Annotated in this window: 25 protein-coding genes; 3 read left to right on the top strand and 22 right to left on the bottom strand. The window is 69.3% G+C overall.

The genetic code is table 11. From position 1 onward, the window contains the following. Position 1: 1 nt before the first annotated feature. From ACQ1RG_RS08300 to ACQ1RG_RS08260, 9 genes are all read right to left on the bottom strand, one after another. A complete protein-coding gene (locus ACQ1RG_RS08300) occupies positions 2–319 on the bottom strand; it encodes an Rv3654c family TadE-like protein (protein ID WP_063250072.1) in 318 nt (105 codons plus the stop codon). Further along, positions 316–699 (bottom strand): TadE family type IV pilus minor pilin, encoded by a 384-nt coding sequence (locus ACQ1RG_RS08295; protein ID WP_063250071.1) that lies wholly within the window; start codon positions 697–699, stop codon positions 316–318. Before ACQ1RG_RS08295 ends, ACQ1RG_RS08300 begins: the two co-directional genes overlap by 4 nt. Position 700: 1 nt before the next feature. Then, positions 701–967, bottom strand: a complete 267-nt coding sequence (locus ACQ1RG_RS08290) for a DUF4244 domain-containing protein (RefSeq protein ID WP_082834944.1) — start codon at positions 965–967, stop codon at positions 701–703. A gap of 250 nt (positions 968–1,217) precedes the next feature. Next, positions 1,218–1,829: a GNAT family N-acetyltransferase gene (locus tag ACQ1RG_RS08285; protein WP_231882229.1), complete on the bottom strand. Its 612-nt coding sequence runs from the start codon at positions 1,827–1,829 to the stop codon at positions 1,218–1,220. 35 nt (positions 1,830–1,864) lie between these two features. Continuing rightward, positions 1,865–2,503: a type II secretion system F family protein gene (locus ACQ1RG_RS08280; RefSeq protein ID WP_063250068.1), complete on the bottom strand. Its 639-nt coding sequence runs from the start codon at positions 2,501–2,503 to the stop codon at positions 1,865–1,867. A gap of 5 nt (positions 2,504–2,508) precedes the next feature. Beyond that, positions 2,509–3,195: a type II secretion system F family protein gene (locus tag ACQ1RG_RS08275; protein ID WP_342474306.1), complete on the bottom strand. Its 687-nt coding sequence runs from the start codon at positions 3,193–3,195 to the stop codon at positions 2,509–2,511. Beyond that, positions 3,192–4,361 (bottom strand): TadA family conjugal transfer-associated ATPase, encoded by a 1,170-nt coding sequence (locus tag ACQ1RG_RS08270; RefSeq protein ID WP_063250066.1) that lies wholly within the window; start codon positions 4,359–4,361, stop codon positions 3,192–3,194. The genes ACQ1RG_RS08275 and ACQ1RG_RS08270 overlap by 4 nt, the downstream gene beginning before the upstream one ends. Beyond that, positions 4,358–5,365: a septum site-determining protein Ssd gene (gene ssd / locus ACQ1RG_RS08265; protein ID WP_278372681.1), complete on the bottom strand. Its 1,008-nt coding sequence runs from the start codon at positions 5,363–5,365 to the stop codon at positions 4,358–4,360. Before ssd ends, ACQ1RG_RS08270 begins: the two co-directional genes overlap by 4 nt. 230 nt (positions 5,366–5,595) lie before the next feature. Next, a complete protein-coding gene (locus ACQ1RG_RS08260) occupies positions 5,596–8,430 on the bottom strand; it encodes a hypothetical protein (RefSeq protein ID WP_342474305.1) in 2,835 nt (944 codons plus the stop codon). Positions 8,431–8,708: 278 nt separating this feature from the next. Here ACQ1RG_RS08260 and acs point away from each other — a divergent pair, with 278 nt between their 5' ends. Together acs and ACQ1RG_RS08250 are read left to right on the top strand one after the other, a co-directional pair. Then, positions 8,709–10,643 (top strand): acetate--CoA ligase, encoded by a 1,935-nt coding sequence (acs, locus tag ACQ1RG_RS08255; RefSeq protein ID WP_259801183.1) that lies wholly within the window; start codon positions 8,709–8,711, stop codon positions 10,641–10,643. Positions 10,644–10,736: 93 nt separating this feature from the next. Further along, complete coding sequence (locus ACQ1RG_RS08250) at positions 10,737–11,144, top strand: phage holin family protein (protein WP_063250062.1); 408 nt, start codon at positions 10,737–10,739, stop codon at positions 11,142–11,144. 101 nt (positions 11,145–11,245) lie between these two features. Here the strand turns inward: ACQ1RG_RS08250 and ACQ1RG_RS08245 are convergent, their stop codons facing one another. Together ACQ1RG_RS08245 and nth are read right to left on the bottom strand one after the other, a co-directional pair. Beyond that, complete coding sequence (locus ACQ1RG_RS08245) at positions 11,246–12,067, bottom strand: NUDIX hydrolase (RefSeq protein WP_063250061.1); 822 nt, start codon at positions 12,065–12,067, stop codon at positions 11,246–11,248. Beyond that, a complete protein-coding gene (gene nth, locus ACQ1RG_RS08240; protein ID WP_063250060.1) occupies positions 12,064–12,804 on the bottom strand; it encodes an endonuclease III in 741 nt (246 codons plus the stop codon). The genes ACQ1RG_RS08245 and nth overlap by 4 nt, the downstream gene beginning before the upstream one ends. A 199-nt stretch (positions 12,805–13,003) precedes the next feature. Between nth and ACQ1RG_RS08235 the strand changes: the two genes are divergently transcribed. Then, positions 13,004–13,681, top strand: a complete 678-nt coding sequence (locus ACQ1RG_RS08235) for a Crp/Fnr family transcriptional regulator (RefSeq protein ID WP_040342444.1) — start codon at positions 13,004–13,006, stop codon at positions 13,679–13,681. 263 nt (positions 13,682–13,944) lie between these two features. Here ACQ1RG_RS08235 and ACQ1RG_RS08230 read toward each other — a convergent pair whose 3' ends face one another. The 11 genes from ACQ1RG_RS08230 to ACQ1RG_RS08180 all read right to left on the bottom strand — a co-directional run bounded on the left by ACQ1RG_RS08230 (position 13,945) and on the right by ACQ1RG_RS08180 (position 25,302). Continuing rightward, the gene (locus ACQ1RG_RS08230) at positions 13,945–14,709 is read right to left on the bottom strand and encodes an MBL fold metallo-hydrolase (RefSeq protein ID WP_119297061.1); all 765 of its coding nucleotides are present in this window, start codon (positions 14,707–14,709) and stop codon (positions 13,945–13,947) included. Continuing rightward, positions 14,706–15,683, bottom strand: a complete 978-nt coding sequence (locus tag ACQ1RG_RS08225) for a hypothetical protein (RefSeq protein WP_063250824.1) — start codon at positions 15,681–15,683, stop codon at positions 14,706–14,708. The genes ACQ1RG_RS08230 and ACQ1RG_RS08225 overlap by 4 nt, the downstream gene beginning before the upstream one ends. Then, positions 15,673–16,146, bottom strand: coding sequence for a RidA family protein (locus ACQ1RG_RS08220; RefSeq protein WP_009380809.1), 474 nt, complete (start codon positions 16,144–16,146; stop codon positions 15,673–15,675). Before ACQ1RG_RS08220 ends, ACQ1RG_RS08225 begins: the two co-directional genes overlap by 11 nt. 43 nt (positions 16,147–16,189) lie before the next feature. After that, positions 16,190–16,345 (bottom strand): hypothetical protein, encoded by a 156-nt coding sequence (locus tag ACQ1RG_RS08215; RefSeq protein ID WP_009380800.1) that lies wholly within the window; start codon positions 16,343–16,345, stop codon positions 16,190–16,192. 207 nt (positions 16,346–16,552) lie between these two features. After that, positions 16,553–18,907, bottom strand: a complete 2,355-nt coding sequence (locus ACQ1RG_RS08210; protein ID WP_063250820.1) for a transglycosylase domain-containing protein — start codon at positions 18,905–18,907, stop codon at positions 16,553–16,555. A gap of 55 nt (positions 18,908–18,962) precedes the next feature. Beyond that, the gene (locus ACQ1RG_RS08205) at positions 18,963–19,865 is read right to left on the bottom strand and encodes a metallophosphoesterase (RefSeq protein ID WP_063250817.1); all 903 of its coding nucleotides are present in this window, start codon (positions 19,863–19,865) and stop codon (positions 18,963–18,965) included. 30 nt (positions 19,866–19,895) lie between these two features. Next, on the bottom strand, positions 19,896–20,822 hold the full coding sequence (locus ACQ1RG_RS08200; RefSeq protein ID WP_190247493.1) for a metal ABC transporter permease: 927 nt from the start codon (positions 20,820–20,822) through the stop codon (positions 19,896–19,898). Then, a complete protein-coding gene (locus ACQ1RG_RS08195) occupies positions 20,822–21,757 on the bottom strand; it encodes a metal ABC transporter ATP-binding protein (RefSeq protein WP_144588093.1) in 936 nt (311 codons plus the stop codon). Before ACQ1RG_RS08195 ends, ACQ1RG_RS08200 begins: the two co-directional genes overlap by 1 nt. After that, positions 21,757–22,797, bottom strand: coding sequence for a metal ABC transporter solute-binding protein, Zn/Mn family (locus ACQ1RG_RS08190; RefSeq protein ID WP_144588095.1), 1,041 nt, complete (start codon positions 22,795–22,797; stop codon positions 21,757–21,759). The genes ACQ1RG_RS08195 and ACQ1RG_RS08190 overlap by 1 nt, the downstream gene beginning before the upstream one ends. A gap of 136 nt (positions 22,798–22,933) precedes the next feature. Beyond that, positions 22,934–23,986, bottom strand: a complete 1,053-nt coding sequence (locus ACQ1RG_RS08185) for an aspartate-semialdehyde dehydrogenase (RefSeq protein ID WP_144588097.1) — start codon at positions 23,984–23,986, stop codon at positions 22,934–22,936. Continuing rightward, positions 23,983–25,302, bottom strand: a complete 1,320-nt coding sequence (locus ACQ1RG_RS08180; protein ID WP_009380780.1) for an aspartate kinase — start codon at positions 25,300–25,302, stop codon at positions 23,983–23,985. Before ACQ1RG_RS08180 ends, ACQ1RG_RS08185 begins: the two co-directional genes overlap by 4 nt. Positions 25,303–25,384 lie beyond the last annotated feature (82 nt).

Genomic DNA, 25,384 nt, shown 5'->3' with positions numbered 1-25,384 from the left:
ATCACTTGCCGGCGACGGCCTTCTCCGCGACCTCCGGCAGGGGCCCTGGGATGTCGACGGCGACCTCGACATAGGCGCTCTGCTCCGCGGTCGACGCACGGCAGTCGCGCATGACCGCCCCGTTGCGCTCACTCACCTCCTTCGCGACCTCGCAGGGCTGACCGGGCGACAGTCCGCGCACGGCGTCGGCGGCGGCGAGCGCCGCGAGGTCGGCGGCCGCCTGCGCGGTGCTGTGTGCGACGAACGCCTGGCTCAGCGCCCCGATGGCGGTGACGAGACCGAGGATGACCGCGCACAGTCCGATGACGATGTTCGTCATCCCGGATCACCGCCCGAGCGTCCGCCCTCGGTCCGGGCCGTCGCTGCCGCTTCGACCTCGTCGAGGAAGAAGATCGCCTCGGGCAGCCGCACGGTGACGGTCACCGTCGCGTAGCCGCCGTCGGAGCCCACTCGCACGGTCGACGCGGCGCCCGCATGCTTCTTCGCCTCGTCGACGACCGCCGCGTGGGGTTCGCCCCGGGCGATCTCGCGGGCGGCCGAACGCGCGGCGTCGAAGGCGCGCAGCTGGGTGAACCCGATCGCCGCCGCCCCGGCGAGCACGACGACGAGGAGGACGAGAGCGGGGAGGACGACGGCGAACTCCGCGGTCGCCGTCCCCCGGTCCCTGCCCTCCGCGCCGGCGTGCCCGCGGACGGCCATCTCAGCCTCCGAGGCCGAGAGCGGTCTGGATGACGCCGGTGACGAGCTCCTTGATCGGCTCCGACTTGAGGATGACGACGAGGAGGGCGGCGAAGCCGCACGCGGCCAGTGTGGTGATCGCGTACTCCGCCGTCGTCGCCCCGGTGTCCGGACCCCATTCGGCATCGGGCCCCAGCGGCGACTCGGCGCTCGGAGGACCCTCGTGCGGCCGGATCTCCGGCGGCGGTGCCTCGTCGGGGGTCGGGGTCGTCGAGGTGTCTGTGCTCATGTTCTCCTCCTCGAAGAAGTGACCGTGCGCGCTCTGCGAACGGTCCTCCACCGTGGAGGAGGCACAGGGGTCGGGTCGAGGGGCGGATCCGAGGCTGTGGAAACCGGTTGGGCGTCCACAGGCCCGTGGCACACGAGTCGCACCGTTCTCCACAGGAGAACGGACACGAGTCGCGCGGTCACCTGTCGGCTCTGGTCGCCGGTCGGCTCGGCCGCCCGGCCGGCTCGGCCGCCGCCCGGCCGGAAGGCCCTCAGTCGGCCCAGTCGTCCCTGAGGACGGCCATGATCACTTCGTCGTGGCGGCGACCGTTGAAGAACACGGCTTCGCGCCGCCTGCCCTCCTCGACGAAGCCGGCCTTCGTGTAGGCGGCGATGCCGCGGGTGTTGAATGCCCACGTGCGCAGTTCGATGCGGTTGAGCCCGAGCTGGAGGAACCCGTAGCGCAGGGCCAGGCGCACGGCGTCGGCGCCGAACCCGTGACCGTGGAACTCGGGTCCGAGGATGATCGCCAGCGTCGCCGACTGATTGATCGTGTCGCGGCCGAAGAGGGTGACGTGACCGACGAACTCCTCGGTCTCGAGCAGCTCGATGCTGAAGCCCACCGAACTCGAGTCGGTGTTCGCACTCCACTGCGTGAACTGCTCGGACACACCGCCTTCGGGCCGCGGCAGGACGGTCGGGTTCTGGAGGACGACGATCGAGGGATCGAACCACCACTGCTCGAGATAGTGCAGATCGTCGGACTGCAGGGGGCGCAGCCGCACGGAGGTGCCGACGAAGAGGTGACCGGCGTACCGTTCGGCCTCGGCGACGTCGGTGAGCCGTTGGAAGGGTGCCACAGAGGACGGTGTCACAGTAGACATGGCCCGACCCTATCAACCGCAGACGAGCTGTCATCTCAGAAGAACACCGTCGTGAGGTCGGTGAGCAGGGAGATGACGACGGGGACGACGGAGAGGAGGAGGAACGCCGGGAGGATGCACACCCCGAGCGGGACGACGAGGCCGACCCCGAGTGCGGCGGCCGCCTCCTGCCGTCGCCGCCGGGAGGCCGCCCGGAGTTCGCCGGCGACCGATTCGATGAGCGGTGCCGGGCCGACCCCGGTCTGCTCGGAGAAGGCGAACACCTCGAGCACCGGCCGCAGGCGGTCGTCGGGGGCGAGGTCGTCGCCGCCGATCGTCTTCGCCCGCGCGATCCGCAGCAGGCCCGACCGGTCCCCTGTCGCCTCGGCGGTGAGCGTGAGGGCGACGGGGATCGGCAGTCCCGCGGTGAGGCAGATCGCGACGAGGTCGAGGTCGAACGCGAGCTCCTCATCGCTTACCCCTGACCTCCCGGAGGCGGGGCCCCCTCCCCTCGCCGAGGCGGTGGTCCCGCCGCCCGCGACCGCTCCGCCCCCGACCACCCCGTCCCGTCGTCCGCGGACGTCCGTGGCCGACTGATCGGCTCCTTCGAGCAGGCCCCGCAGGCGTCCCGCCGACCGGCCCGACCACAGGAGGACGCCGAGTCCGACGAGGAGACCGACGACGACGGCGCTCATCGGGATCAGCGCTCCGCCCGCCGCATCATCCGCATCATCCACCAGCGGCCGAGGACGTAGAGGACGAGTCCCGCCCCGATGCTCAGCTGTCCGGGCAGACCGCCGATGAGCTCGAGGGGGCGGACGCCGATGAGCAGCCCGAGCCCCATCCCGATGAGCGGCAGCCAGCTGAGCACCCGCACGGTCGCCCGGGGCCCGGCCATCGCGATCCGCCGTTCCCGGTCGGCGTCGAGGGCGTCCCGACGTGCCGTCGCATAGCGGAGGATCATGTCGGCGGCCGGAGCACCCGAGCGCTCCGAGACCGTCCACACCGCGGCCATGCCGGCGAACACCTCGGCGGCGGAGGTCGGCAGCGCCTGCCCGCGGTTCGCGATCGCCCGACCCGGGTCCTCCCCGAGCGCGATCGCCCGCGAGATCGGGCGCAGCCGCTCGTCCTGCCTGCTCAGGGTCGCCATCACCGCCTGCGGCGTCATGCCCACCCGGAGCAGATGCGCGCAGTTCTCGACCGCCCCGATCGCCCACAGCCGCTCCGCTTCGTCATCGGCACCCCGGCGCCCGCCTCGGCGAGGGGACACGGGGACCGCGGACCCGCCTCGGCGGGGGGCGAGGAGCTCGCGCAGGCGCACGCCGGGGTCGGAGGGGGCGGCGAGGACGATGCCGGCCGCGACGAGCACGGCGAGGAGGAGGATCATGTCGACCTCTGCTCGAGCACGGCCTCGAAGCGGGCGAGCGCCCGCCGGTTGAATTCCCCGGGCGAGCGCGGGGAGGCTCGCCCCCACACGGGTTCCATCGTCAGGGACTCGCCGGTGTCCCGGGTGGGGATGGCGAGTTCGGTCAGGCCCCGGTCGACCCCGACCCGGCGCAGGTGGATGACGAGGTCGATGGCGGTGGCGAACTGGGAGTGCACGGCCTGCGGGCTCATTCCGGCAAGCGCCCCGAGCGCGGCGAGGCGGCTGGGGACGGCCTCGGCGGTGTTCGCGTGGATCGTCGCGCACCCGCCCTCGTGCCCGGTGTTGAGGGCGGTGAGCATGTCCCGGACCTCGGGGCCGCGGCATTCGCCGACGACGAGGCGGTCGGGGCGCATCCGCAGGGCGTTGCGGACGAGGTCGGTGAGCGTGACCTCGCCGCCGCCTTCGACGTTGGCCTGGCGGGCGGCGAGCTGGACGACGTGGGGGTGGCCGACGATGAGTTCGCGGGAGTCCTCGACGACGACGATGCGGTGGAGCGGGTCGACGAGGCCGAGGAGGGCGCCGAGGAGGACGGTTTTGCCGGTGCCGGTGCCCCCGGAGATGAGGATGTTCGCCCGTGAGCCCACGGCCTCGGTGACCAGGGCTGCGACCTCGGCGGGGATGAATCCGTCGGCGCGGAGGTCGTCGACGGTGAAGCCTGAACGCCGGGGCACGCGGAAGGAGATCGACGTGTGCTCCCCCGAGATCGGCGGGACGATCGCGTTCATCCGCACCCCGTCGGGGAGGCGGACGTCGACGAAGGGACTCGAATCGTCGAGGCGGCGCCCGCCGAGGGCGGCCAGGCGCACCGCGAGCGAGCGCACGTCCTCCTCGGAGCCGAGGGAGAGCTCGAGCCGGGCCGGGCCCGCACCGGTGTCGGCGAAGACCTCCCGGGGGCCGTTGACGAAGACGTCGGTCGTGCCGGGGACGTCGAGCACGGCCTGGAGGGGACCGGCTCCCGACAGCTGGGCCGAGAGCCGGGTGACGAGGTCGAGGAGGGCCGCGGATCCGAGGACGCGGCCGGTGCGCTGGACCGCCTCGGCGACGGCGGCCGTCGTCACCGGTCCGGGATTGTCGAGCAGGGTCTTGCGCACCTCGGCGACGAGGGAGGCGTCGAGCCATTCGCTCATCCCACCCACTCCCCGAGCAGGCGGTCGACGAGGCGGCCGAGCCTCGCCCCGCCCGGGATGCCCTCACCGCGGTCGACGGCGGCCGAGAGCCCGCGGTCGTCGCGGATGCTGCCGGCGAGGCCGAGTCCGATCGAGTCGGCGAGGAGGTCGGCGTCGAGTCCGCCGCTGCCGGTCTCCCGGACGACGAGGCGGACGTCGGGGTGGGAGTGCGAGAGGCGCTTGGCGACCTGGGAGGCGGCGACGGCCGAACGCACCCGGGCGGGGGCGACGAGGAGGACGTGGTGGCAGCGCCTGGTCCACTGCGGTGGGGCGTGGCGGGGCAGGTCGACGATGACGAGGTCGAAGGCCTGGGCGGCGGCGGAGAGGACGTCGTCGAAGATCTCCGGGTCGAGGTCGAGGGTGTCGTCGCGTCCCCACGAGAGGATCGCCAGGCCGTCGTGGACGGGCAGGGCCTGGCGCAGGACCGAGGGGCGCAGCTGCCCGCGGGAGGCGCTGAGGTCCGACCACCGCGGTCCCGGGACCTGTTCGGCGCCGAGGACGAGGTCGAGGCCTCCCCCGAGCGGGTCGGCGTCGACGAGGACCGTAGGGACCTCGCCGCCGGCCCGCCTGGCCAGGGCGCAGGCGAGCACCGAGGCGCCCGCCCCGCCGCAGCCGGCGACGACGCCGACCGTGACCCCGGGGGTCACCGGGGGTTCGACGGCGGCGATGATCCGCTGGCTCAGCCATTCCGCGGCCGAGGGCAGCATCGCGAGCTGTTCGACGCCGAGGTGCGCGGCCCGCCGCCACGCCGAGGCGGTCTCGTCGCCGTCGAGGACGACGAGGATCCGGTCCGCACCGTCGGTGGCGGGCACCTCGGTGACGTCCTCGCCGAGGAGGATGAGCGCCGCCTTCTGCCACCCGCCCGAATCGGGTGGGAGGACCTTGAGGTCGACGCCGATGCTCTCGGCGACACGGGCGCATTCCTCCGTGATGGCGCCGAGGTCGGTGATGAGCGCGATCTCCATGCGCCCAGACTGGCCCCGATGCGGCGGCTGCGACCAGTGGTCGGGCCAGGGCTGTGGACGGGGACGACGAAGGGCGGCGCCTGTGGACACAAGTCACAAGGGGCCGCCCCTCATCGCTTCGCCAGCGCATCGCGCCCGGTCAGACCGGACGTGCGACGCCGGGTGCGCGCCTCACGGCTGCTCGGGTGCGGCGCTGACCGGCCGCACCGTCCACAGCCTCGGCACACGAGTCAGCCGCGCTGGATCCCTTCGAGGTTGCGCAGCACGCCCTCCTTGCCGTCGGAGTCACGGACCGTGAACGACGTCCCGTGATCCTCGAGCGCGAGGAACCAGTCACCCGGGTAGATCGTGAAGACGGGCATCCCGGTCTTCGCGTCGACGGCCTCGCGCGGTTCGGGAACGGCGAACCAGAACGCCTGGATGACCGTCTTCTCCTCGGTCGTCTCCGCGGAGTCCGACGCCTGCCGGTCCTCCCTCGAGCCCGATGCGCTGCGGTCCGACGACTCCCCATCCGCCGAGGCGGTCCGCTGCTCCGAGGAGTCCCGGTAGTTCGTCATCGGCACGTACTGCGTCGGTTCGTCGGAGTCCGGCGGGGTGGTCCGCTCGGTCGTCGGCTCCGCCGAGGCACCGCCTCCCTGGGAGGTCACGGCGTCGACCTGGACGGTCTCGTCGCCGACGGTCTCGCGGCTGACGGTCTCGGTCGAGCCCTGGCCTTCGGGTCGCCGGTCACCGGCCGACCCGCGGTCGGCCGAGTCCGGAGCGCGGTCGGACGAGTCGCCGTCGCCCGAGCCAGCAACGCGGTCGCCCGTCGTCGCGCTCCGCTCGGTCTCGGACTCAGCCTCGGTGGTCGTCACGTCGTCTCCCGACGCGACGGTGACTCCGCTCGATGCGGCGACGACGCCTCGGCGCTCGGTCGAGGAGCGGGAGTCATCCGTCCTCGACTCGGGAGCTTCCTTGCCGGTGGGATCCGCACCGGGATCGGTCTCGACGACGCCCTCGGCGTTGACCACGGTCGCCTCGGTCGAGCGGATGTTGCTCTCGTCGGCCTCGGCGGATGCGGAGGTCGTCGTCGCGTCTGACGATGTCGTGTTCGCGGACGCCGCATTAGAAGACGTCGCGTCCGTGGACGCACCCTCCCTCGATTCGGGTGAGGCAGCTGCCGACCGGGACTCTGTGCCCTGAGACGCGGCGGCCTTCGTGCCGCCGTCGAAGACCCCGAGCGGGCCGGGGCCCGGCTCGTCGGCCGAGGTCACGGTCGACGAGGTCACCGTGCCGGGCTGCGAGACCGTGCTCGATCCCGACCGTGCCTCGGAATCCGGTGACGCGGCGCTGGCCGAGGTCTCGGTCTCCGAGGTGGACTCGGGTGCGGAATGGCGTCCGCGGCGGCGCTCGGAGACCGAGGTGATGGTCTCCTCCTCGGTCGAGGTCGGGCCGCTCTCGACGACGGTCCGGCTGATCGCCACGGTGTCATCGGCGTTGGTCTGCGGGGCCGCGGCGTCGGCACTGCCGTCACCAGCGGTCCCGTCGCGACGTGCCGCAGACGCGTCGTCAGCATCGGTCTGCGATGCCGTGGGCGATGCCGCCGGAGTCGGCTCGGCGGCCGAGGCGGTCGACGTCCACGCGGACTCCTCGGGTTCGGTGCCCAGCCCGAAGGTCTGCGTCGGCTCGCTCTGCGAATGCCGCGGGTCCCGCGGATGCTGGTCGCCGAGGTACGTCTGCCCGGATCCCGTGCTCTGCACCGGCTGTCCCGAGGCGTCATCGGTGCCGGAGGAGCGGTCCTCGGCCGGCGGGGCGAAGGAGGCCTGCGGGCGCGGGGTTCCACCGGTGAACGGGCTGCCCGCATCATCGGAGTAGGCGTGCCGGCCGGACGCGGCCTGCTCGCCCGGTCCACCCTGCTGCCCTGCGTCGTACGAGGGCTGGTCGGATCCCCAGTTGGGCTGTGCCGAATCGTAGCCGGGCTGGCCGAAGCCGCCCTGCGGGGCGCCGTACTGGCTCGGGCCGCCCTGACCGGGCGCGGCCTGCCCGTACTGGCCCGGGCCGACCCCGCCGGGGCCACCCTGACCCTGGGGTCCCTGCGCACCGGGGTGGGGGCCGCTGCCGTACCCGCCGTCGAATCCGCCGGGCACGTGGGCCTGCGGCGCGGGATGCTGAGCGGTCTTGGTCACCGGGCGCGCCTTGGCGTGGGCGGGGACGTCCTCGCGTCCGGCGAACTCAGCGGCGAAGAACGGCAGCATCGTGAAGACACCGGCGAAGAACGCGATGAGCGCGGCGAAGAACGCGAGGTAGGCGCCGACGCTCCAGTACGGCGCCGAGGTGATGAGCTGGACGAACGCGAAGGCGAACGCGACCGAGGAGAGGACGGAGATGAACTGGTCGAGGCCGAGCGATCCCACACGCATCCGACCGTTGCCGAACTTGTTCATGAGCACGGCCCCGACGATGAGGAGGATGGCGAGCACGACGAAGACGAGCGTCCCCATCGAATCGATGTTCCACGACCACAGCGGCATCGTGATGATGTCGTAGTTCTTGTAGGGCACGAAGAGCACGATGAGTGCGAGCAGGCCCGCGAAGAGGAGGAAGAGGTCGCGCAGGGTGAGCGGGCCGACAAGCCCGGGTCCCGTGCGGCGAGGACGCTGCGGGGCGGGTCCCGACCCGAACTGCCCCGGTCCGGACCCGTAGGGTCCTGGGCCCGACCCGTACTGGCTCGGTCCCGACCCATACTGGCCTGGCGCCTGGCCGTACTGTCCCGGCCCCGAACCGTAGGGCCCCGGCCCCGAACCGTACTGCGCGGGTCCCGAACCATAGGGTCCCGGACCGGATCCGTACGGAGTCGGCTGCCCGCCCTGGGCGTCCGGACCATACGGACCCGGTCCCTGTCCGTACTGGCCGCCGGGGGCCTGACCTCCCGGGCCCTGTCCGTACTGGCCACCGGGGGCCTGACCTCCCGGGCCATGTCCGTACTGACCGCCGGCGGGCGGCTGGCTGTTGGGTCCGGGGTGGGGTCCCGGCTGGTCGCGCCACTGCGGCGCTCCTGGTCCTGTGGGATGGTGCGGCGAACTCATCGCTTGCTCCAGTCGATCGAAGGGACACTGTGCTGTCTGCGGGGTCCATCCTGGCAGACCTAGGGCCATCCTTGCAGACCCCGGCACCCGTGCGCACCCAATTCTTCGCCGCCAGTCCCCTTGCCGAAGCTCCGCCGCACACCGCTTTAGCACATGGGACCCGTCATGACTACCCCCGCTCACCCCCGCTCATCACCGGGGTCAGGGTGACCGGCGTCACCTCTGCGGGTATACAGTCGGAGGGAATCTTCGTTCCATCAAAGAAGCCGGAGGGAATCATGACCGACAGCGCCGAGGCGACCGAGACCTTCGCCCCGCCACAGGAGTTCGCAGCCGCCGCCAATGTCAGGGAAGACGCCTATGAGCGCGGTGCCGAGGACTTCGAGCGCTTCTGGGCCGAGCAGTCCCGTGAACTCGTCGACTGGAAGGACGACTTCACCGAGGTGCTCGACTGGTCGAACCCGCCGTTCGCCAAGTGGTTCGCCGACGGAAAGCTCAACGTCGCGTACAACTGCCTCGACCGGCATGTCCTCGCCGGCAACGGCGACCGGGTGGCCATCAACTTCGAAGGCGAGCCCGGGGACTCCCGGACGCTGACGTATGCCGAGCTCCTCGCCGAGGTGTCGAAGGCGGCGAACACACTCACCGAACTCGGGGTCGAGGCCGGAGACCGGGTCGCGATCTACCTGCCGATGATCCCTGAGGCGATCATCGCGATGCTCGCCTGCGCCCGCCTCGGCGCTGCCCATTCCGTCGTCTTCGGCGGCTTCTCCGCCGACGCCCTGCGCTCGCGGATCATCGACGCCGAGGCGCGCGTGGTCATCACCGCCGACGGCAGCTACCGTCGCGGCAAGGAGACGAGCCTCAAACCGGCTGTCGACGAGGCGCTCTCCCACGGCGACACCCCGGTCGAGCACGTCATCGTCGTCCGCCGCACCGGCCAGGACGTCGAGATGACCGAGGGCCGGGACCAGTGGTGGCAGGACACCGTCGACAAGGCGAGCCCCGAGCATGAGGCCGAGTTCTTCGAAGCCGAGAACCCGCTCTTCATCCTCTACACCTCCGGCACCACGGGAAAGCCCAAGGGCATCCTCCACACCTCCGGCGGCTACCTCACCCAGGTCCTCTACACGATGAAGTCCGTCTTCGACGCGAAGCCCGAGACCGATGTCTTCTGGTGCACTGCGGACGTCGGCTGGGTCACCGGTCACTCGTACGTCGCCTACGGACCGCTCGCCGCAGGAATGACGCAGGTCATCTACGAGGGCACACCGGACACGCCCGACCAGGGCCGCTGGTGGGAGATCGTCGAGAAGAACAAGGTGACGACGCTCTACGCCGCGCCGACGGCGATCAGGACGTTCATGAAGTGGGGCGAGGAGATCCCCGCGAAGTACGACCTGAGCAGCCTGCGCCTCCTCGGCAGCGTCGGCGAGCCGATCAACCCCGAAGCCTGGCGCTGGTACAACCGCGTCATCGGCGGGGAGCGCTGCCCGATCGTCGACACGTGGTGGCAGACGGAGACCGGCGCCCACATGATCGCGCCCCTGCCCGGGGTGCTCGCGACGAAGCCGGGATCGGCGCAGCGTCCGATCCCCGGCATCTCCGTCGACGTCGTCGACGACACCGGGGAGAACCCTGCCGGCCCCGAAGGCGGCCTCCTCGTCATCCGGCAGCCGTGGCCGTCGATGCTGCGCGGGATCTGGAAGGACCCCGAGCGCTTCAAGGAGACCTACTGGTCCCGGTTCGAGAACACGTACTTCGCCGGGGACGGTGCGCGCCGTGACGAGGACGGGGACATCTGGTTCCTCGGCCGCGTCGACGACGTCATGAACGTCTCCGGGCACCGCCTCTCGACCGCGGAGATCGAATCCGCCCTCGTCGCCCATCCCTCCGTCGCCGAGGCGGCGGTCGTCGGTGCCGCCGACGACACGACCGGCCAGGCTGTCATCGCGTTCGTCATCACCGTCGGCGGAGTCGACGACGGTCCGGAGACCGCCGAGGAGCTGCGCCAGTTCGTCGGCAAGGAGATCGGTCCGATCGCCAAGCCCAAGCAGGTGCACATCGTCTCCGAGCTGCCGAAGACCCGGTCGGGCAAGATCATGCGCCGTCTGCTCAAGGACGTCGCCGAGAACCGTGAGGTCGGTGACGCCACGACGCTGGCCGACTCGTCGGTGATGAAGCTCATCGAGGAATCGGTGGCGAAATCGTGAGTCGACACTGAGCTCAGACGTCTTTGGTGACGAGGGACGTTCAGACTACTCTTGAGAAAGATTGTCACAACGTTTCTGGCGATAGGAGCACTCATGGCCGAGAGGTCGATCAGCGAACTGATCAAGGACATCGGCGACGATTCCAAGGCGATCGCCGAGGAGGAGCTCGCGCTGGCGAAGGCCGAGGCCACCGCCGGGGCGAAGAACCTGGGGATCGGATCGGCCCTGGCGCTCGCGGCCCTGTTCTTCCTGTTCCTCGGGTCGTTCATGGTGATCTTCGCCGGAGCCGCAGCGTTCCGCGAAGGACTGGACTGGCCGTGGTGGGCGAGCTTCCTCATCATCTTCGGCATCCTCGCCGTCATCGCCGTCATCCTCGTGCTCATCGCCGTCCCGCTGCTGAAGAAGGGCAACCCGGTTCCGGGCGGGGCGATCGCCTCGGCGAAGTCGATCGTCGCCGCGGTCAAGCGGGCGCTGACGAACCCCTCGGGTCCGAGGTACTGACCCGACCACCATCGACAGGCATGGCGCCGAGTCCCCGCGTGGGACTCGGCGCCATTCGCGTTTTGGACGTCCCCGCGGGGACGTCCGGCCTGCGTCCCGGCTCAGTAGTCGATGTCGATGGCGGCCTTGCGATCCCAGTCGAGCGCCCAACCGAGTTCGTCGAGGGCGAAGTCGAGGATGCCCGCGGTGAAGCCCCACACCTTGAGCACGCCGACGTCGAAGGCCGGGGTGGTGATCGCGAGATCAGGCCTCGAGAAGCTGCCGCGGTTGGCGGGGGCGACGAGGTCGGCGATCGCGACCCGGTAGACGGAATACGACTCGGCCTCGTCCATGACGGCGACGACCCCGGGCACCGCCCAGTAGCCGACGACGGGGGTGACCTGGAACTTGCTCACCGGGATGTAGAGGGGCTCGAGCTGACCGAGGACGTCGACGCTGGCCGGGACGATGCCGGCCTCCTCCTCGGCCTCACGCAGCGCGGCGGCGGCCATCGAGTCGTCCTCGGGATCGCGACCCCCACCGGGGAAGGCGACCTGCCCGGCGTGGAGGCGCAGGGTGCTCGCGCGCTGGAGGAGGACGATGTCGACGTCGGCGACGCCCTTCTCCTCGAGGTGCGGCAGGGCGGCTCGACCGGCATCCGTGCGCGGGGCGCCGCCGCGGCCGAAGAGCATGAGGACAGCGGCGTCGCGGACCACGGCATCGCCGCGGGCCTTCGCGCGGCGCAGCCACAGCGGTGACCCCTTCGACTCGGCGAGACGCGCCAGCTGGTCGCGCAGCTCCGGATCGTCCGCGCGCTGCGGATCCGCCGACCTCGGCGGAACCGCCTCGGCGTCGGCAGTCGGGACCGCCCCGTCGGCAACGGGGACTCCACCGTCAGCAGCATGCCTCCCGGGTCCCTTGAGGCCGTCGAGGAATTCGCTCATGCCAAGGGAGCCATCTCGTACTTGAGCATCGCCTCGGCCTTGACCGGGTCGAGTTCGCCGATGCCGAACGACGGGCACAGCGCCATCAGCGGGCAGGCCCCGCACGCCGGTCTGCGAGAGTGGCAGATCCGGCGGCCGTGGAAGATCACCCGGTGGGAGAGCAGCGTGAGCTCCTTCGTCGGGAAGAGCGCGGCGATGTCCTCCTCGGCCTTGACCGGGTCGGTCTCCGTCGTCCACCCGAACCGCCGGGCGAGGCGGCCCATATGCGTGTCGACGGTGATGCCGGGGGTGTCGAAGGCGTTGCCGAGGACGACGTTGGCCGTCTTCCGCCCGACCCCTGCGAGCTTGACGAGCTCCTCCATCGTCCGCGGCACCTCGCCGTCGTAGTCGTCGACGAGGTCGTTCGCGAGCTTGACGATGTTGCGAGCCTTGGCCCGGTAGAACCCGGTCGAGCGGATGAGCTCCTCGACCTCGCCGAGGTTGGCGACCGCGAGCGCGTGCGCGTCGGGGAAGGCGGCGAAGAGTCCCGGGGTCACGGAGTTGACGCGGATGTCCGTCGTCTGCGCCGAGAGCACGGTGGCGATGAGGAGCTGGAACGGGGTCGCGAAGTCGAGTTCGACCTGCGCATTGGGGTAGACCTCGGCGAGGATCCGATTGATCTTGCGCGCGCGGCGCTTCTTCCCCAGAGGGGTCTCCTTGGCGAACCTGCGCGCGCTCTTCTCTGCCACGGTCAACACAAGTGTCGATTCTAATCCGCAGGAGCCGATACCGCAGTTGTCCGGCTCACAGCGTGCGCACGCAACCGGGACCCACCTCGGCGAGGGCCGAGGAAACGACACAAGGGACCCTCAATTCCCACGACCCGCGCGTATTTGGTGGTCCAGGTACCCTTGACCAGGTAGATTTATGTGTGGAGACCATCACAAGGAGGACACTGTGGATATTGAAGTTGTGAGGGGCGCAACGCTTTTCGCCGGACTCGATGACGAATCGACGAGCGCATTGATGAAGTTCATGAAGCCGCGGAGCCTCCGCCGGGGCACCGTGCTCTTCCACGAAGGCGACGCCGGGGACGAGCTCTACATCGTCTCCACCGGGAAGCTCAAGATCGGCCGCGAGTCCTCCGACGGCCGCGAGAACCTCCTCTCCGTCGTCGGACCGGGTGAGATCATCGGCGAACTCAGCCTCTTCGATCCGGGCCCGCGGTCCTCCTCCGTCACCGCGGTCTCCCAGTCCGAACTTCTCAGCCTCAAGCACGAAGACCTCACGACCTGGCTCAAGGACCGCCCGCAGGCCGGGCTCAACCTCCTCAAGGCCCTCGCCCAGCGCCTGCGCCGGACGAACGAAACCGTCGGCGACCTCGTGTTCTCCGACGTCCCCGGCCGTGTCGCCAAGGCGCTGCTCGACCTCGCCGCCCGATTCTCGAAGCCGGCACCCGACGGCGTCCTCGTCGCCCACGACCTCACGCAGGAGGAGCTCGCGCAGCTCGTCGGCGCCTCCCGTGAGACCGTGAACAAGGCGCTGGCCGACTTCGCCGCCCGCGGCTTCATCCGCCTCGAGGCCCGCTCGGTCGTCATCCTCGACATGGAGCGCATGCGCAACCGCGCCCGCTGATCACGCCGGCCGGTTCGACCGGTCGATGACGAACGCCCCGACAGTCACTGTCGGGGCGTTCGCCGTCTGCCGGGGCCTTCAGCGACGTCTCCCCCCCCCTTCACCCCAGCGTTTGTGGTCGATAAACCGAGGGAAATGAGCCAAAACGGCCGATTCTCCTCGGTTTTTCGACCACAACCTGGCCGGGCATCAACAACTTGGCCGGGCACCACTTCCTCACCGAGGCGGTCGGGTCGGGCGGCACCTCGCCTGGTGCCCCTGTCCTATGCGTCGTCCGGGGACAGGGCGCCGAGGTAGCTCAGCTGGGCGCGCACAATCTGCTCGGCGGCTCCGCGGACCCGCGGGTCGACGTCGTGATAGACGATGTCGCAGACCTCGGCCGCGGTCGTCGCGCCCTGCTCGAGCGCGGCCCTGACCTGGGCGATGCGCTCACGGCGGTGGTCGCGGTAGTGGTCGATCACCTCGGCGGGTGAGTCGATCGTCGGGCCGTGGGCCGGTTCGATGCGCGCATACGCCCCTGAGTCATAGAGCTCGCGGAGGCGATCGAGACTCACCAGGTAGTCCCCGAGCGACCCCTCGGGGTGGGTGACTATCGTCGTCCCCTCACCGAGGATGGTGTCGCCGCTGTAGAGGACGCCGTCATGGAGGAGGCTGATGCTGTCACCGGTGTGCCCCGGCGTCGCGACGACCTCGATCACGTCGAGAGGATCATCCCCGAAGACGATGCGATCGCCGTCGGCCACCGGTGGGGTGTGGCGGGCGAACCGGTCGAGGACAGCGTAGACGGGCACCTCGGGCGCCCAGTCGGCGACGCTGCCGAGCATCTCGGAATGATCGGCATGCTGGTGGGTGAGGACGATGCCCGCCAGCCTCCGGTCCCCCACCTCGGCGAGGAAGCGCTCACGGTGCTCAGCGAGTTCTGGTCCGGGGTCGACGATCACGGCCGCGGTGTCGTCGCGGGAGGTGAGCACATAGGTGTTCGTCCCGGTCAGGGTCATCGGGGACGGGTTGTTCGCACGGATCCTCATGAGTCGTCGGTGTCCTCGTCTGCGCTGGTCGGGTCATCGTCGTCGGCGCCCAGGCTCATCAGCCCGGTGCGGTCCTCTTCCTCATCGTCGCCGACGGCCACATCGCGGTCGCGCAGGGTGCCCTTCTGGTGGAAGTCCCGGCGGGGGTGGATGACGAGCCGCCATTCGCCGTCCTCGTCGGCGATCTCCGGACGCAGGGGGTGGACGTCGCGGACCTGGGCCATGGCCGCTCCCACGGTCGGAACGGTCTGCAGGCTCTCGACGATCAGCCGCGTGCTCGCGCTGATCCGGTCGGGATCGTCGGCGGCGTCGGCGAGGATCTCCTCGGGTCGCTTCCACCCGCCCGAGCTCTCGTTCGAGGCGAGGAAGTCGACCTCCTGGCCGAAGGGCACGGCGGCGAGGAAGTACGTGGTGTCGAAGCGGTGGAGCTGGGTCGCCGTGTTGATCCAGCGCAGCCACGGCTTGAGGAGGTCGGGGCGCAGCCGCAGGTCCCGCTCGCGCAGCACCTGCGACCACGACACCTCGTTCGAAAGCAGCCGATACCGTGTCGCCTGCCATTCCGTCTGCGGACTCGCGACGAGGTCGTGGTCGACGTTCTCTGCCAGCAGCACCCCGGTCGAGGCGAAGGCGACGCGCGCGGCAGCGGAGAACTGCTGCAGGGCGCGTGACTTGTTCTCGATGCTCAGCGTCATCGCGCACCGGGACGACTTCCATCCGGTGACCGGCAGCTTGCGCAGATCGCTCGGGCGCAGGTCCCCGACGGGATAGGCCCAGCGGTTGCGGTCCTCGACGCCGCGCGCGTCGAGCTGACGCGTCACGAACGTCTCGAGCCCCTCACGGGTGTCGCGGACGAGGATGATCGCCGAGGCGGGCCGTGGGGGCTCGGGAACCGGCCGTCGTCCCTCTGAGCGCCAGAGGTCGAGCAGCCAGGTGAGTTCCGTGGAGACCGGGAGGGAGCGTCCGCTAAGCGGCATCGTCCTCGACCTCGACGACGACCTCGACCTCGACGGGAGTGCCGAGCGGCAGCGTGTTGACTCCGACGGCGCTGCGGGCGTGCTGGCCCTTGTCCCCGAAGATCTCCCCGTAGAGCTCGGAGACGCCGTTGATGACCGACGGCTGCTGGGTGAAGTCGTCGGTGGAGTTGACGAAGCCGGTGACCTTGACGACGCGCACGATCCTGTCGAGGTCGCCGATCACCGAGGCGATCGCGGCCAAAGCGTTGAGCCCGGCGATCCGCGCCAGCTGGTAGCCGGTGTCGACGTCGACCTCGGCGCCGAGGTGGCCCGTCGTCGGCAGCGCACCGTCGACGACCGGCAGCTGACCGGAGGTGTAGACGTAGTTGCCGGTGCGCAGGGCCGGGACGTAGACGCCGGCGGGGGCTGCGACCTTCGGCAGCTCGAGGCCGAGTTCGCTGATGCGGTCAAGGACGGTCGACATGGGTGGTCTCCTTCGACGAAGAGTGCAGACTGCTGAGCGGGGGTCAGGGCTTGGGGCGCTTGAGGTAGGCGACGAGACCGTTGTTGTCCGGCCCCGGCACGACCTGCACGAGTTCGTAGCCGTCCTCACCCCACTGATCGAGGATCTGCTTCGTCGCATGGACGATGAGCGGAACGGTGACGTATTCCCACTTGGTCATGGCTCTCCTACTCGGTTCGTCGGCACCCGGTGCACGTGTCTCGGCCCGGGCGGGCTGGCAGTCTCGGCGCGTGTTCACGCGTCGCTCATTGCCCCACCCCACACTAGCGGAGAAGGCGGAACAATGGCGACGGGGACGTCGCAGACGCGAGTGGGGCGGAACGATCGAGAAGATCGTTCCGCCCCACCGATGTCAGCCGCCGTCGACTCAGTTGCCGCCGAGGCCGGGGGCTTCGTCTCCCCCGCCGCCGTTGTCGCCGCCACCGTCGCCGCCGTTTCCACCGCCGCCGTTGCCGCCGCCACCGCCGTTGCCACGGTCGCCGCCGCCTCCGCCGCCGTTGGAGGAACCGCCGCCGCCGTTTCCGCCTCCGCCGCCGCGGTTGGTGCCGGTCGATGACGAACCGCCTCCGCCACCGGAGCCCCCGCCCTGGAAGTACTTCGAGCTCGGCTTCGGGAATCCGGTGTTGCCCTTGGTCTCCTTGACGGCCTTGCTCATGAACGCCTGCCAGGTCTTACCGGAGATTGTCGCACCGTAGATCTGACCGCGCACCTTGCCCTTGCCGTTCTTGCGCCAGTCGCGGGTGCCTCGCGGGTCACCGGTCCACACAGCCGTCGACAGGGTCTTGGTGAATCCGAGCAGCCAGGTGTGGCCGACCTCGAAGTTCGTCGTACCGGTCTTCGCACCGGCGGGCACTCCGATTCCCAGACTGCTGGTCGTACCGCCCTTGAATGTCTGCGTCAGCGCGTAGGCGACGCCGCGCGCGACCTGTTTGTCGAGGACCTGCTTGCACTCCTCGCCCGGGACGTCGATGTTCTTGCCGTTGCGGTCCGTGATCTCGAGGATCGGCTTCGGTCCGCAGAACTTCCCGTCGTTGGCGAAGGTCGCGAACGCCGCGGCCATCGCGATCGGGGTCGTCTCCGTGGTGCCGAGGATCGACGACGGGGAGAGCGCCTGGATGAAGCCGGACTTGTCGGCGTAGTCGAGCTTCTCTCCGCTGCCGTAGCGGATGCCGAGATCCATCGCGGTGTCCATGATCTTGCACATGTTGAGCTGGTTGCCCATGGCCGCATACCCGGTGTTCACCGAGTTCTTCGTGGCGTTGAGCACCGTCATCGAGCCCTTGCCCGAACCGTCGCCGGCGTTGTTCGGATCCCAGTCACCGGCCATGTTGGGACAGCCGCTGTACTTCCACGAACTCGCCGGGAAGTTGCGCTTGGTCGCATTCACCGAGGCGTTGAGGCTCTTGCCCGACTTCAGCCACGTGGCCAGCACGAACGGCTTCCACGTCGAACCGACCTGGAAGCCGGCACCGCCGTTGTGCTTCTTGTCGACGGTGTAGTTGATGTTCGTCTTCTTGTTCTTGTCCTTCTTCTCGACCTCGCCCTCTGTGTACTCACGGTTCTGAGCCATGGCGATGACCTCACCGGTACCCGGTTCGATCGTCACGAGGGCATGGCCGGCTCCCGAGGGATCGCCGACGGGGACGCGCTTCTTGACCTCTTTGTCCGCGATCTTCTGGATGTCGGGATTGAGGCTGGTCTTGATCGTCAGGCCGCCGCGCTGGAGGGTGGCGATGCGATCTTCGACGGTCTTGCCGAAGCTCTCGTCGTTCTTGATGACGTTGACGACGTAGTTGCAGAAGAACGCGGCGCTGTTCTCCGCCGCCGAACAGCCGTTCGGGGTCTCTCTGATCTTGAGGTCGAGGCCGGTCTTGACTGCCTCGTCGTACTGCTTCTGCGTGATGTGACCGTACTTGAGCATCTGCCCGAGCACGACGTTGCGGCGCTCGAGCACGGCGTCGGGGAAGCGCTCGGGATTGAACGCCGACGGGTTCTGCACGATGCCGGCGAGCATCGCCGACTGCTGGATGTTGAGGTCCTTCGCGTCGATGCCCCAGTAGCGGTAAGCCGCTGCCTGCACGCCGTAGACGTTCGGCGATCCCGAGTAGTTGTTGATGTTGAGGTAGCGGTTGAGGATCTCCTTCTTGTCGTACTTCTTCTCCACCGCAACGGCGAGCTTCGCCTCACGCAGCTTGCGCGCGTAGCCTGCCGTGCCCTTGGACTCCCTGGCGGCCTCCACGCCTTCCCGGTTCGATTCCGCGTGGGCGTTCTCGGCCAGCACGTTCTTCACGTACTGCTGAGTCAGCGTCGAACCGCCCTGCGTCGTCGAGGAGACCATGTTGTGCACCGCCGCGCGGGCGATGCCCTCGAGGTCGATGCCTCCGTGTTCGAAGAACCGGTAGTCCTCGACCGAGATCGTCGCGTCCTGCATCTCCTGGGAGATCTGGTCGAGGGGAACCTCGACGCGGTTCTGCCAGTAGAAGTCAGCGATCTTCGAGCCGTCGGCGGCGAGCATCGTCGACTTCTCGCCGAGGTCGCGCTCCTCGAGCGTGGCCGGCAGCGCATTGAAGATCTCGACGGCGCTGTTCGCGCTGGCAGTGGCGACACCGACGCCGGGGATGGCAAGACCGGCGGCCACGATTCCGGCCACCGCGCTCACCGCGACGAACTGGAGGAAGGCCGCCATCTTGGTCGGTTCGGGATTTGACTCAGGAGACACCATGAAACCAAGTTTAACCAACCGGAGTTGAGCGCCGTCTCAGAGAACGGTGAAAGTGCTACGTCCTGGGCACGAGCGTAAGCAGGCTGACTTCGGGTCGGGCTGCGAAACGCACAGGTGAGAACGGTGAGAAGCCGAGCCCTGCAGAGATCTCGACGGTCGAACCCCGATAGGGGAACACGCCGCGTGCGCGTGTCCGATCGAGGTCGCAGTTCGTCACCGGTGCGCCCCAGAACGGCACCCGGATCTGCCCTCCGTGGGTGTGCCCGGCCATGATGAGGTCCGCCCCCGCCGAGGCGAACGCCTCCAGAGTCCGCGAGTATGGGGCGTGAGTGACGCCGACCTTGAGGTCAGCCGCCCGATCGAAGCGCGGGTGGACGAGCTCGCCGTCCTCGGTCCAGCGGATCCGATCGCGGTCGATGTGGGCATCGCCGAGGCCGGAGAGGTCGATCAGGGTGCCGCGGATCTCCATGGTCGCCTCGGCGTTGTCGAGGAAGATCCACCCGCGGTCCTCGAACCCCTTGATGAGAGCGTCGACGTCGAGGTCGGGGCTCGTGCGGTGCTTGACCTCGGAGGGCGAGCGCAGGTACTTCGCGGGGTTCTTCGCCTGCGGGGAGAAGAAGTCGTTCGAGCCGAGGACGAAGACGCCGGGGACGTTCAGGAGCCCGTCGAAGACCTCGAGGACCTGCGGCACGATGTCGGCGGAGAGGTTGTCGCCGGTGTTGACGACGAGGTCGGGCTCGAGGCGGGTGAGCGCACTCACCCACGCCGCGCGGTGCTTCTGCCACGAGGTGAGGTGGAGGTCGGAGACGTGGAGGATGCGCAGCGGCTCGTGTCCGGCCGGCAGCAGCGGCAGGGTGTGGCGGCGGACGGCGAAGAGATGGGGCTCGATGCCTGCACCCCAGAGGCCGGCGGCCGCAGGGAGGGCGAGGCTGCCTACGGCGAGTGCGCGTGTCTTCATTCGACACAGTTTAGTCGGTGTCGGATACCCTCAAGCACCAACCGACCTTGTCACACCGACTGCGTATGCTCGGTGCCCCCCCTCGCCCCGGGCAGCCCGACGCCGGTGGAGGGAGCTGAGCCGGCGGTGCCCGACGACTCGGCAGACGAGGTAGATGAGGAAGGAGATCGTCGTGACGAACGGGCTGATCGGAACGACCGGTGAGCCGAGGGCGAGGAGGATCCCGCCGACCGAGGCGGTGACGGCGAAGACGACGCTGAGCACGGGCACCCACACCGGTGAGGCGGAGACCTGGGTAGCGGCGGCAGCGGGCGTGATGAGGAGGGCGAGGACGAGGAGGACGCCGACGACCTGGACGCTCAGCGCCACGGCGAGACCGAGGACGAGCATGAAGACGATCGTCAGCCCGGACACAGGCACCCCTTTGGCCCGCGCCACCTCGGGGTCGAGGCTGGCGAAGAGGAGCGGCCGCCACACGACGGCGAGGACCACGAGGACGATGAGGGCGCAGACGATGAGGGTGAGGATCTGGCCGGGGGTGATCGCGACGATCTGTCCGGTCAGCAGCCCGAACTTGCTCGCCGAGCGCCCGTCGTAGAGGGCGAGGAAGAGGATCGCGAGCCCGAGCCCGAAGGGCATGAGGACGCCGATGATCGCGTTCTTCTCCGAGGCCCGGGCCCCGCCGATGCCGATGATGAGGGCCGCGAGGATGGAGCCTGCGATCGACCCGCCGACGACGTCGAAGCCGACGAGCAGGGCGAAGGCGGCTCCGGCGAAGGAGAGCTCGGAGACCCCGTGAACGGCGAACGGGATGTCCCGGGCCATGACGAAGACGCTGATGAGACCGCCGACGACGCCGAGGAGGGCGGCGGCGATGAGGGAATTGGTGAGCAGGGCGACGAGTTCCCCGTAGTCCTCGAAGGAGAACAGGCTGGAGACGATCTCGGCGATCGACATCAGATCGACCCCCGTTCCGTCTCGGTGACCGCCGGTGCATCGGCGTGGACGTCACCCCGGTGGTGGACATGATGGTCGGTGCATTCGTCCTCACCGCCGACGACGATGAGGCGACCGCCGACGCGGACCACCTCGACGGGAGAGCCGTAGAGGCGGGTGAGCGATTCCGAGGTCATCACCTCGGCGGGGGTGCCGATGAGGAAGTGCCCGCCGACGATGTAGAGGATCCGATCGACGTAGGGCAGGATCGGGTTGATCTCGTGGGTGACGAAGAGGACCGCGGCGTCGCGAGCCCGCCGCTGCTCGTCGATGAGTCCTGCGACGACCTGTTGATGGTGCATGTCGAGGGAGAGCAGAGGTTCGTCGCAGAGGAGCACCGAGGGGTTGCTCGCGAGCGCCTGGGCGACCCGCAGCCGCTGCAGCTCTCCCCCGGACAGGGTGCCCGCCGGCGCGTCGGCATAGCTCTCGGCCCCCACCGAGGCGAGGAGTTCGTCGACGTGCCTCCGTCGCTTCCGCGACGGCCAGCCCGGACCCCAGCGGTACCCGTCGATGCCCATGCGGACGATGTCGCGTCCGCGCATCGGCGTGTGCGGGTCGATGCCGCGCTGCTGCGGGATGTAGCCGATGGCCGGGTTGCCCGAATGGACCCGGTGACCGTCGATCTCGGCGGTGCCCCGGTAGAGCCCATGCTCGCCGAGGAGGATCTTGAGCAGCGAGGTCTTGCCGGTGCCGTTGGGGCCGAGCACGGCGAGGAACTCCCCCGGTGCGACCGCGAGGTTGAGATCGTGCCAGAGCACCCGGTCGCCGAAACGCAGCTCGGCATCGTGGAGGCTGATCGCGGGGGTCGGGCCCCCACCGTGGAGCGACCGGCTCGCCTGCCCGGCGTCGGCGGTGGGCCGAGTCCTCGTCACCGTGTCGGAATCCCCTGTCATCATCAGTGCCCATGCCCTTCGAGTGCCGTGGCGATCGCGTCGATGTGCCCGCCCATCCAGTCCGTGTACTCGGCGCCCTGAGGCATCGTCTCGGCGAGGTCGACGACGGGAACGCCTGCCCCCTCGGCCGTGGCCTTGAGCTGCTCTGCCTGAGGTCCGGCCGCCTGCGTATTGTATCCGAACAGCACCGCCTCCCCGGAGGAGATCTGCTCCTCGGCGTCCTCGAGGACAAGGGGCGGCACGTCATTGCCCTCCTCGACAGCGGCGAGGAATTCGGGACTCGTGATGGTCTCGAGCCCCATGTCGTCGAAGAGCCGCAGCGGCACCGGTTCGGTCGCCGCGACCTTCTCTCCGCCGTGCTCGTCCTTGACCGCAGCGATCGTCGACTCCAGCTCGCCGAGGCGGTCCGTGTACTCCTCCGCGTTCGCCGTGATCGTCTCCGCCTGGTCGGGCAGAGCCTCGCCGAGGTGGAGCGCGACATCGTCGACGAGCTTCGTCATCGTCGGCACCGAGTACCAGAGGTGTTCGTTGAACTCCCCGTGGTCGTGTCCGGCATGGCCGTCGGCCTCTGCGGACTCGTCCTCTCCATGCCCGGCGTGGTCGTGGTCGGCGTTGTCTGCGCTGTCGTGGTCGGCGTGGTCGTGGGAGTGCGGTTCACCGGCGGCGTCCTCGGAGCCCGGCAGGCCCGAGAGTGCGACGACGTCGATGACCTCGGGTTTGACTTCGGAGGCCTCGAGCATCGTCGTCATGAAGCTGTCGTATCCGCCGCCGTTGATGACGACGAGGTCGGCCTTGGAGAGGCGGAGCCGGTCCCGGGTCGTCGCCTCGTAGGAGTGCGGGTCCTGATTGGGATCGTCGATGATCGCCGTGACGTCCGCGGTGTTCCCGGCGACGGCGGAGATGATGTCGGCGTAGACGTTCGTCGAGGTGACGACCGAGAGCTCGGCCGAATCCCCGCTCTGCCCGCCGCCGCACCCGCTGAGGACCAGGCCGGTGACGAGACCGATCGACCCGGCGGGGAGGAGGTGTCGGGACAAGCGCATGGCGGGCCTTTCGTGTCGAGTCGGTGATCTCTCCGATCACAGTACTCAGCCGAAGGGCCCGCCACTAATATAAATATTTATATATAGCGACCTGTTTATGGTTCCCAGTACGGTCCGCTTGGGACCGCACGACCGCTCAGGCCGCCTGCGCCTCGAGCTTCGCCGCGAGCAGCGCGGCGATCTGGACGGTGTTGAGCGCCGCACCCTTGCGCAGGTTGTCGTTGGAGACGAAGAGGACGAGGCCCTTGCCGGCGGGAGCCGACTGGTCGGCGCGGATGCGGCCGACGTAGCTCGGGTCGGTGCCGGCCGCCTTGAGCGGGGTGGGGACGTCGTCGAGGACGACTCCGGGCGCCTCGGCGAGGATCTCCGTGGCCCGCTCGGGTGTGATGTCGGAGGCGAACTCCGCGTGGATGCTCAGGCTGTGCCCGGTGAACACGGGAACGCGCACACAGGTGCCGGCGACGAGGAGGTCCGGGAGTCCGAGGATCTTCCGGCTCTCGTTGCGCAGCTTCTTCTCTTCGTCGGTCTCGAGTTCGCCGTCGTCGACGATGCTGCCGGCCATCGGCAGGACGTTGAAGGCGATCGGTTCGACGTAGTTGTTCGGCGCCGGAAGTTCGACGGCGCTGCCGTCGCGGGTGAGCGCCCGGGCGTCGGCGATGCCGGCTTCGAGCTGACCGGCGAGCTCCTCGACGCCGCTCAGCCCTGATCCGGAGACGGCCTGGTAGGTCGAGACGACGAGGCGGGTCAGCCCCGCCTCCGTGTCGAGCGCCTTGAGCACCGGCATGGCGGCCATCGTCGTGCAGTTGGGGTTGGCGATGATGCCCTTGGGCACAGTGTCGAGGGCGTCGGGGTTGACCTCGCTGACGACGAGGGGCACCTCGGGGTCCGAGCGCCAGGCCGAGGAGTTGTCGACGACGATGACCCCGGCGGCGGCGAACCGCTCAGACTGGGCACGGGAGGTCGCCCCGCCGGCGGAGAAGAGGGCGATGTCGAGTCCGGTCGGGTCCGCCTCGGCGGCATCCTCGACGACGATCTCACGGCCCTGGAATTCGACGACCTTGCCTGCCGAGCGGGCCGAGGCGAAGAGCCGCAGGTTCTCGATCTCGAACCCGGGATCGTCGGCGAGGAGGTCGAGCATGACACCGCCGACCTGGCCGGTGGCTCCGACCACTCCGATTGAAACGCTCATCGTCCTGTACCTCCGTAGACCACTGCTTCGTTGTCCTCTGTGTCGAGTCCGTAGGCCGCATGGGCGGCACGGACGGCGTCGTCGAGCAGGTCCGCTCGGGTGACGACGCTGATGCGGATCTCCGAGGTGGAGATCATGTCGATGTTGACCTGGGCGTCGCTGAGCGCTTCGAAGAGCGTCGCGGTGACCCCAGGGTGGGAGCGCATGCCGGCGCCGACGACGGAGAGTTTGCCGATCTGGTCGTCGTAGCGGACCTGGTCGAAGCCGATCTTCGCCTTCGCACCGTCGAGGGCTTCGATGGCCTTCGCTCCGTCTGTCTTCGGCAGCGTGAACGAGATGTCCGTCTTCCCCGGTTCGCGGGTGGAGATGTTCTGGACGATCATGTCAATGTCGATCTCCTGCGCGGCGATCGTCTTGAAGATCTCCGCCGCCTTGCCCGGGACGTCGGGGACGCCGACGATCGTGACCTTGGCTTCCGAGCGGTCGTGCGCGACTCCGGAGATGATTGCCTGTTCCATGGTGGACTCCGTTTCTGTTTCCGCTGCCTTCGCACTCCGTGCCGGCAGAAATGCTTCGGGGATGGCCGAATCGGTCACCCAGGTGCCCTGTTTGCGCGAGAAGGACGAGCGCACGTGGACCGGGACGTCGTAGCGCCGAGCGTACTCGACGCACCGGAGCATGAGGACCTTGGCGCCCGAGGCCGCCATCTCCATCATCTCCTCGAAGCCGATCTCGTCGATCTTGCGCGCGGTCGAGACGATGCGAGGGTCGGCGGTGAAGACGCCGTCGACGTCGGTGTAGATCTCGCAGACGTCGGCGTCGAGGGCGGCGGCGAGGGCGACGGCCGTGGTGTCGGAGCCGCCGCGGCCGAGCGTCGTGATGTTCTTCGCCGTCTGGCTCACGCCCTGGAATCCGGCGACGATGGCGATGTTGCCGTCGTCGAGGGCGGAGCGGATCCGCCCCGGAGTGACGTCGATGATCCGCGCCTTGCCGAACTGCTCATCGGTGATGACTCCGGCCTGGGAACCGGTGAACGACTGGGCTTCGAAGCCGAGGTTGGCGATCGCCATAGCGAGCACGGCCATCGAGATCCGCTCTCCGGCGGTGAGGAGCATGTCGAGCTCACGCGCAGGCGGCAGCGGAGAGACCTGCTGGGCGAGGTCGATGAGGTCGTCCGTGCTGTCCCCCATCGCCGAGACCACCACGACCACCTCGTGGCCGGCTTGTCGGTATTCGACGATGCGCTGGGCCACCCGTTTGACCGACTCTGCGTCGGCAACCGAGGACCCGCCAAACTTCTGGACGACTAAGCTCACTGAAGTCTCTTCCTGTTCGCTGATGCGGACTGCGCCGATCGACTGCTCTCGCAGTGCCGAGCGCTGCGGTGAGGCAGACGGC

This window comes from Brevibacterium sp. K72 (assembly GCF_050562175.1).
In the GTDB taxonomy this organism is placed as follows: Bacteria; Actinomycetota; Actinomycetes; order Actinomycetales; family Brevibacteriaceae; genus Brevibacterium; species Brevibacterium casei.
This window is presented reverse-complemented; position numbering and strand designations above follow the sequence as displayed.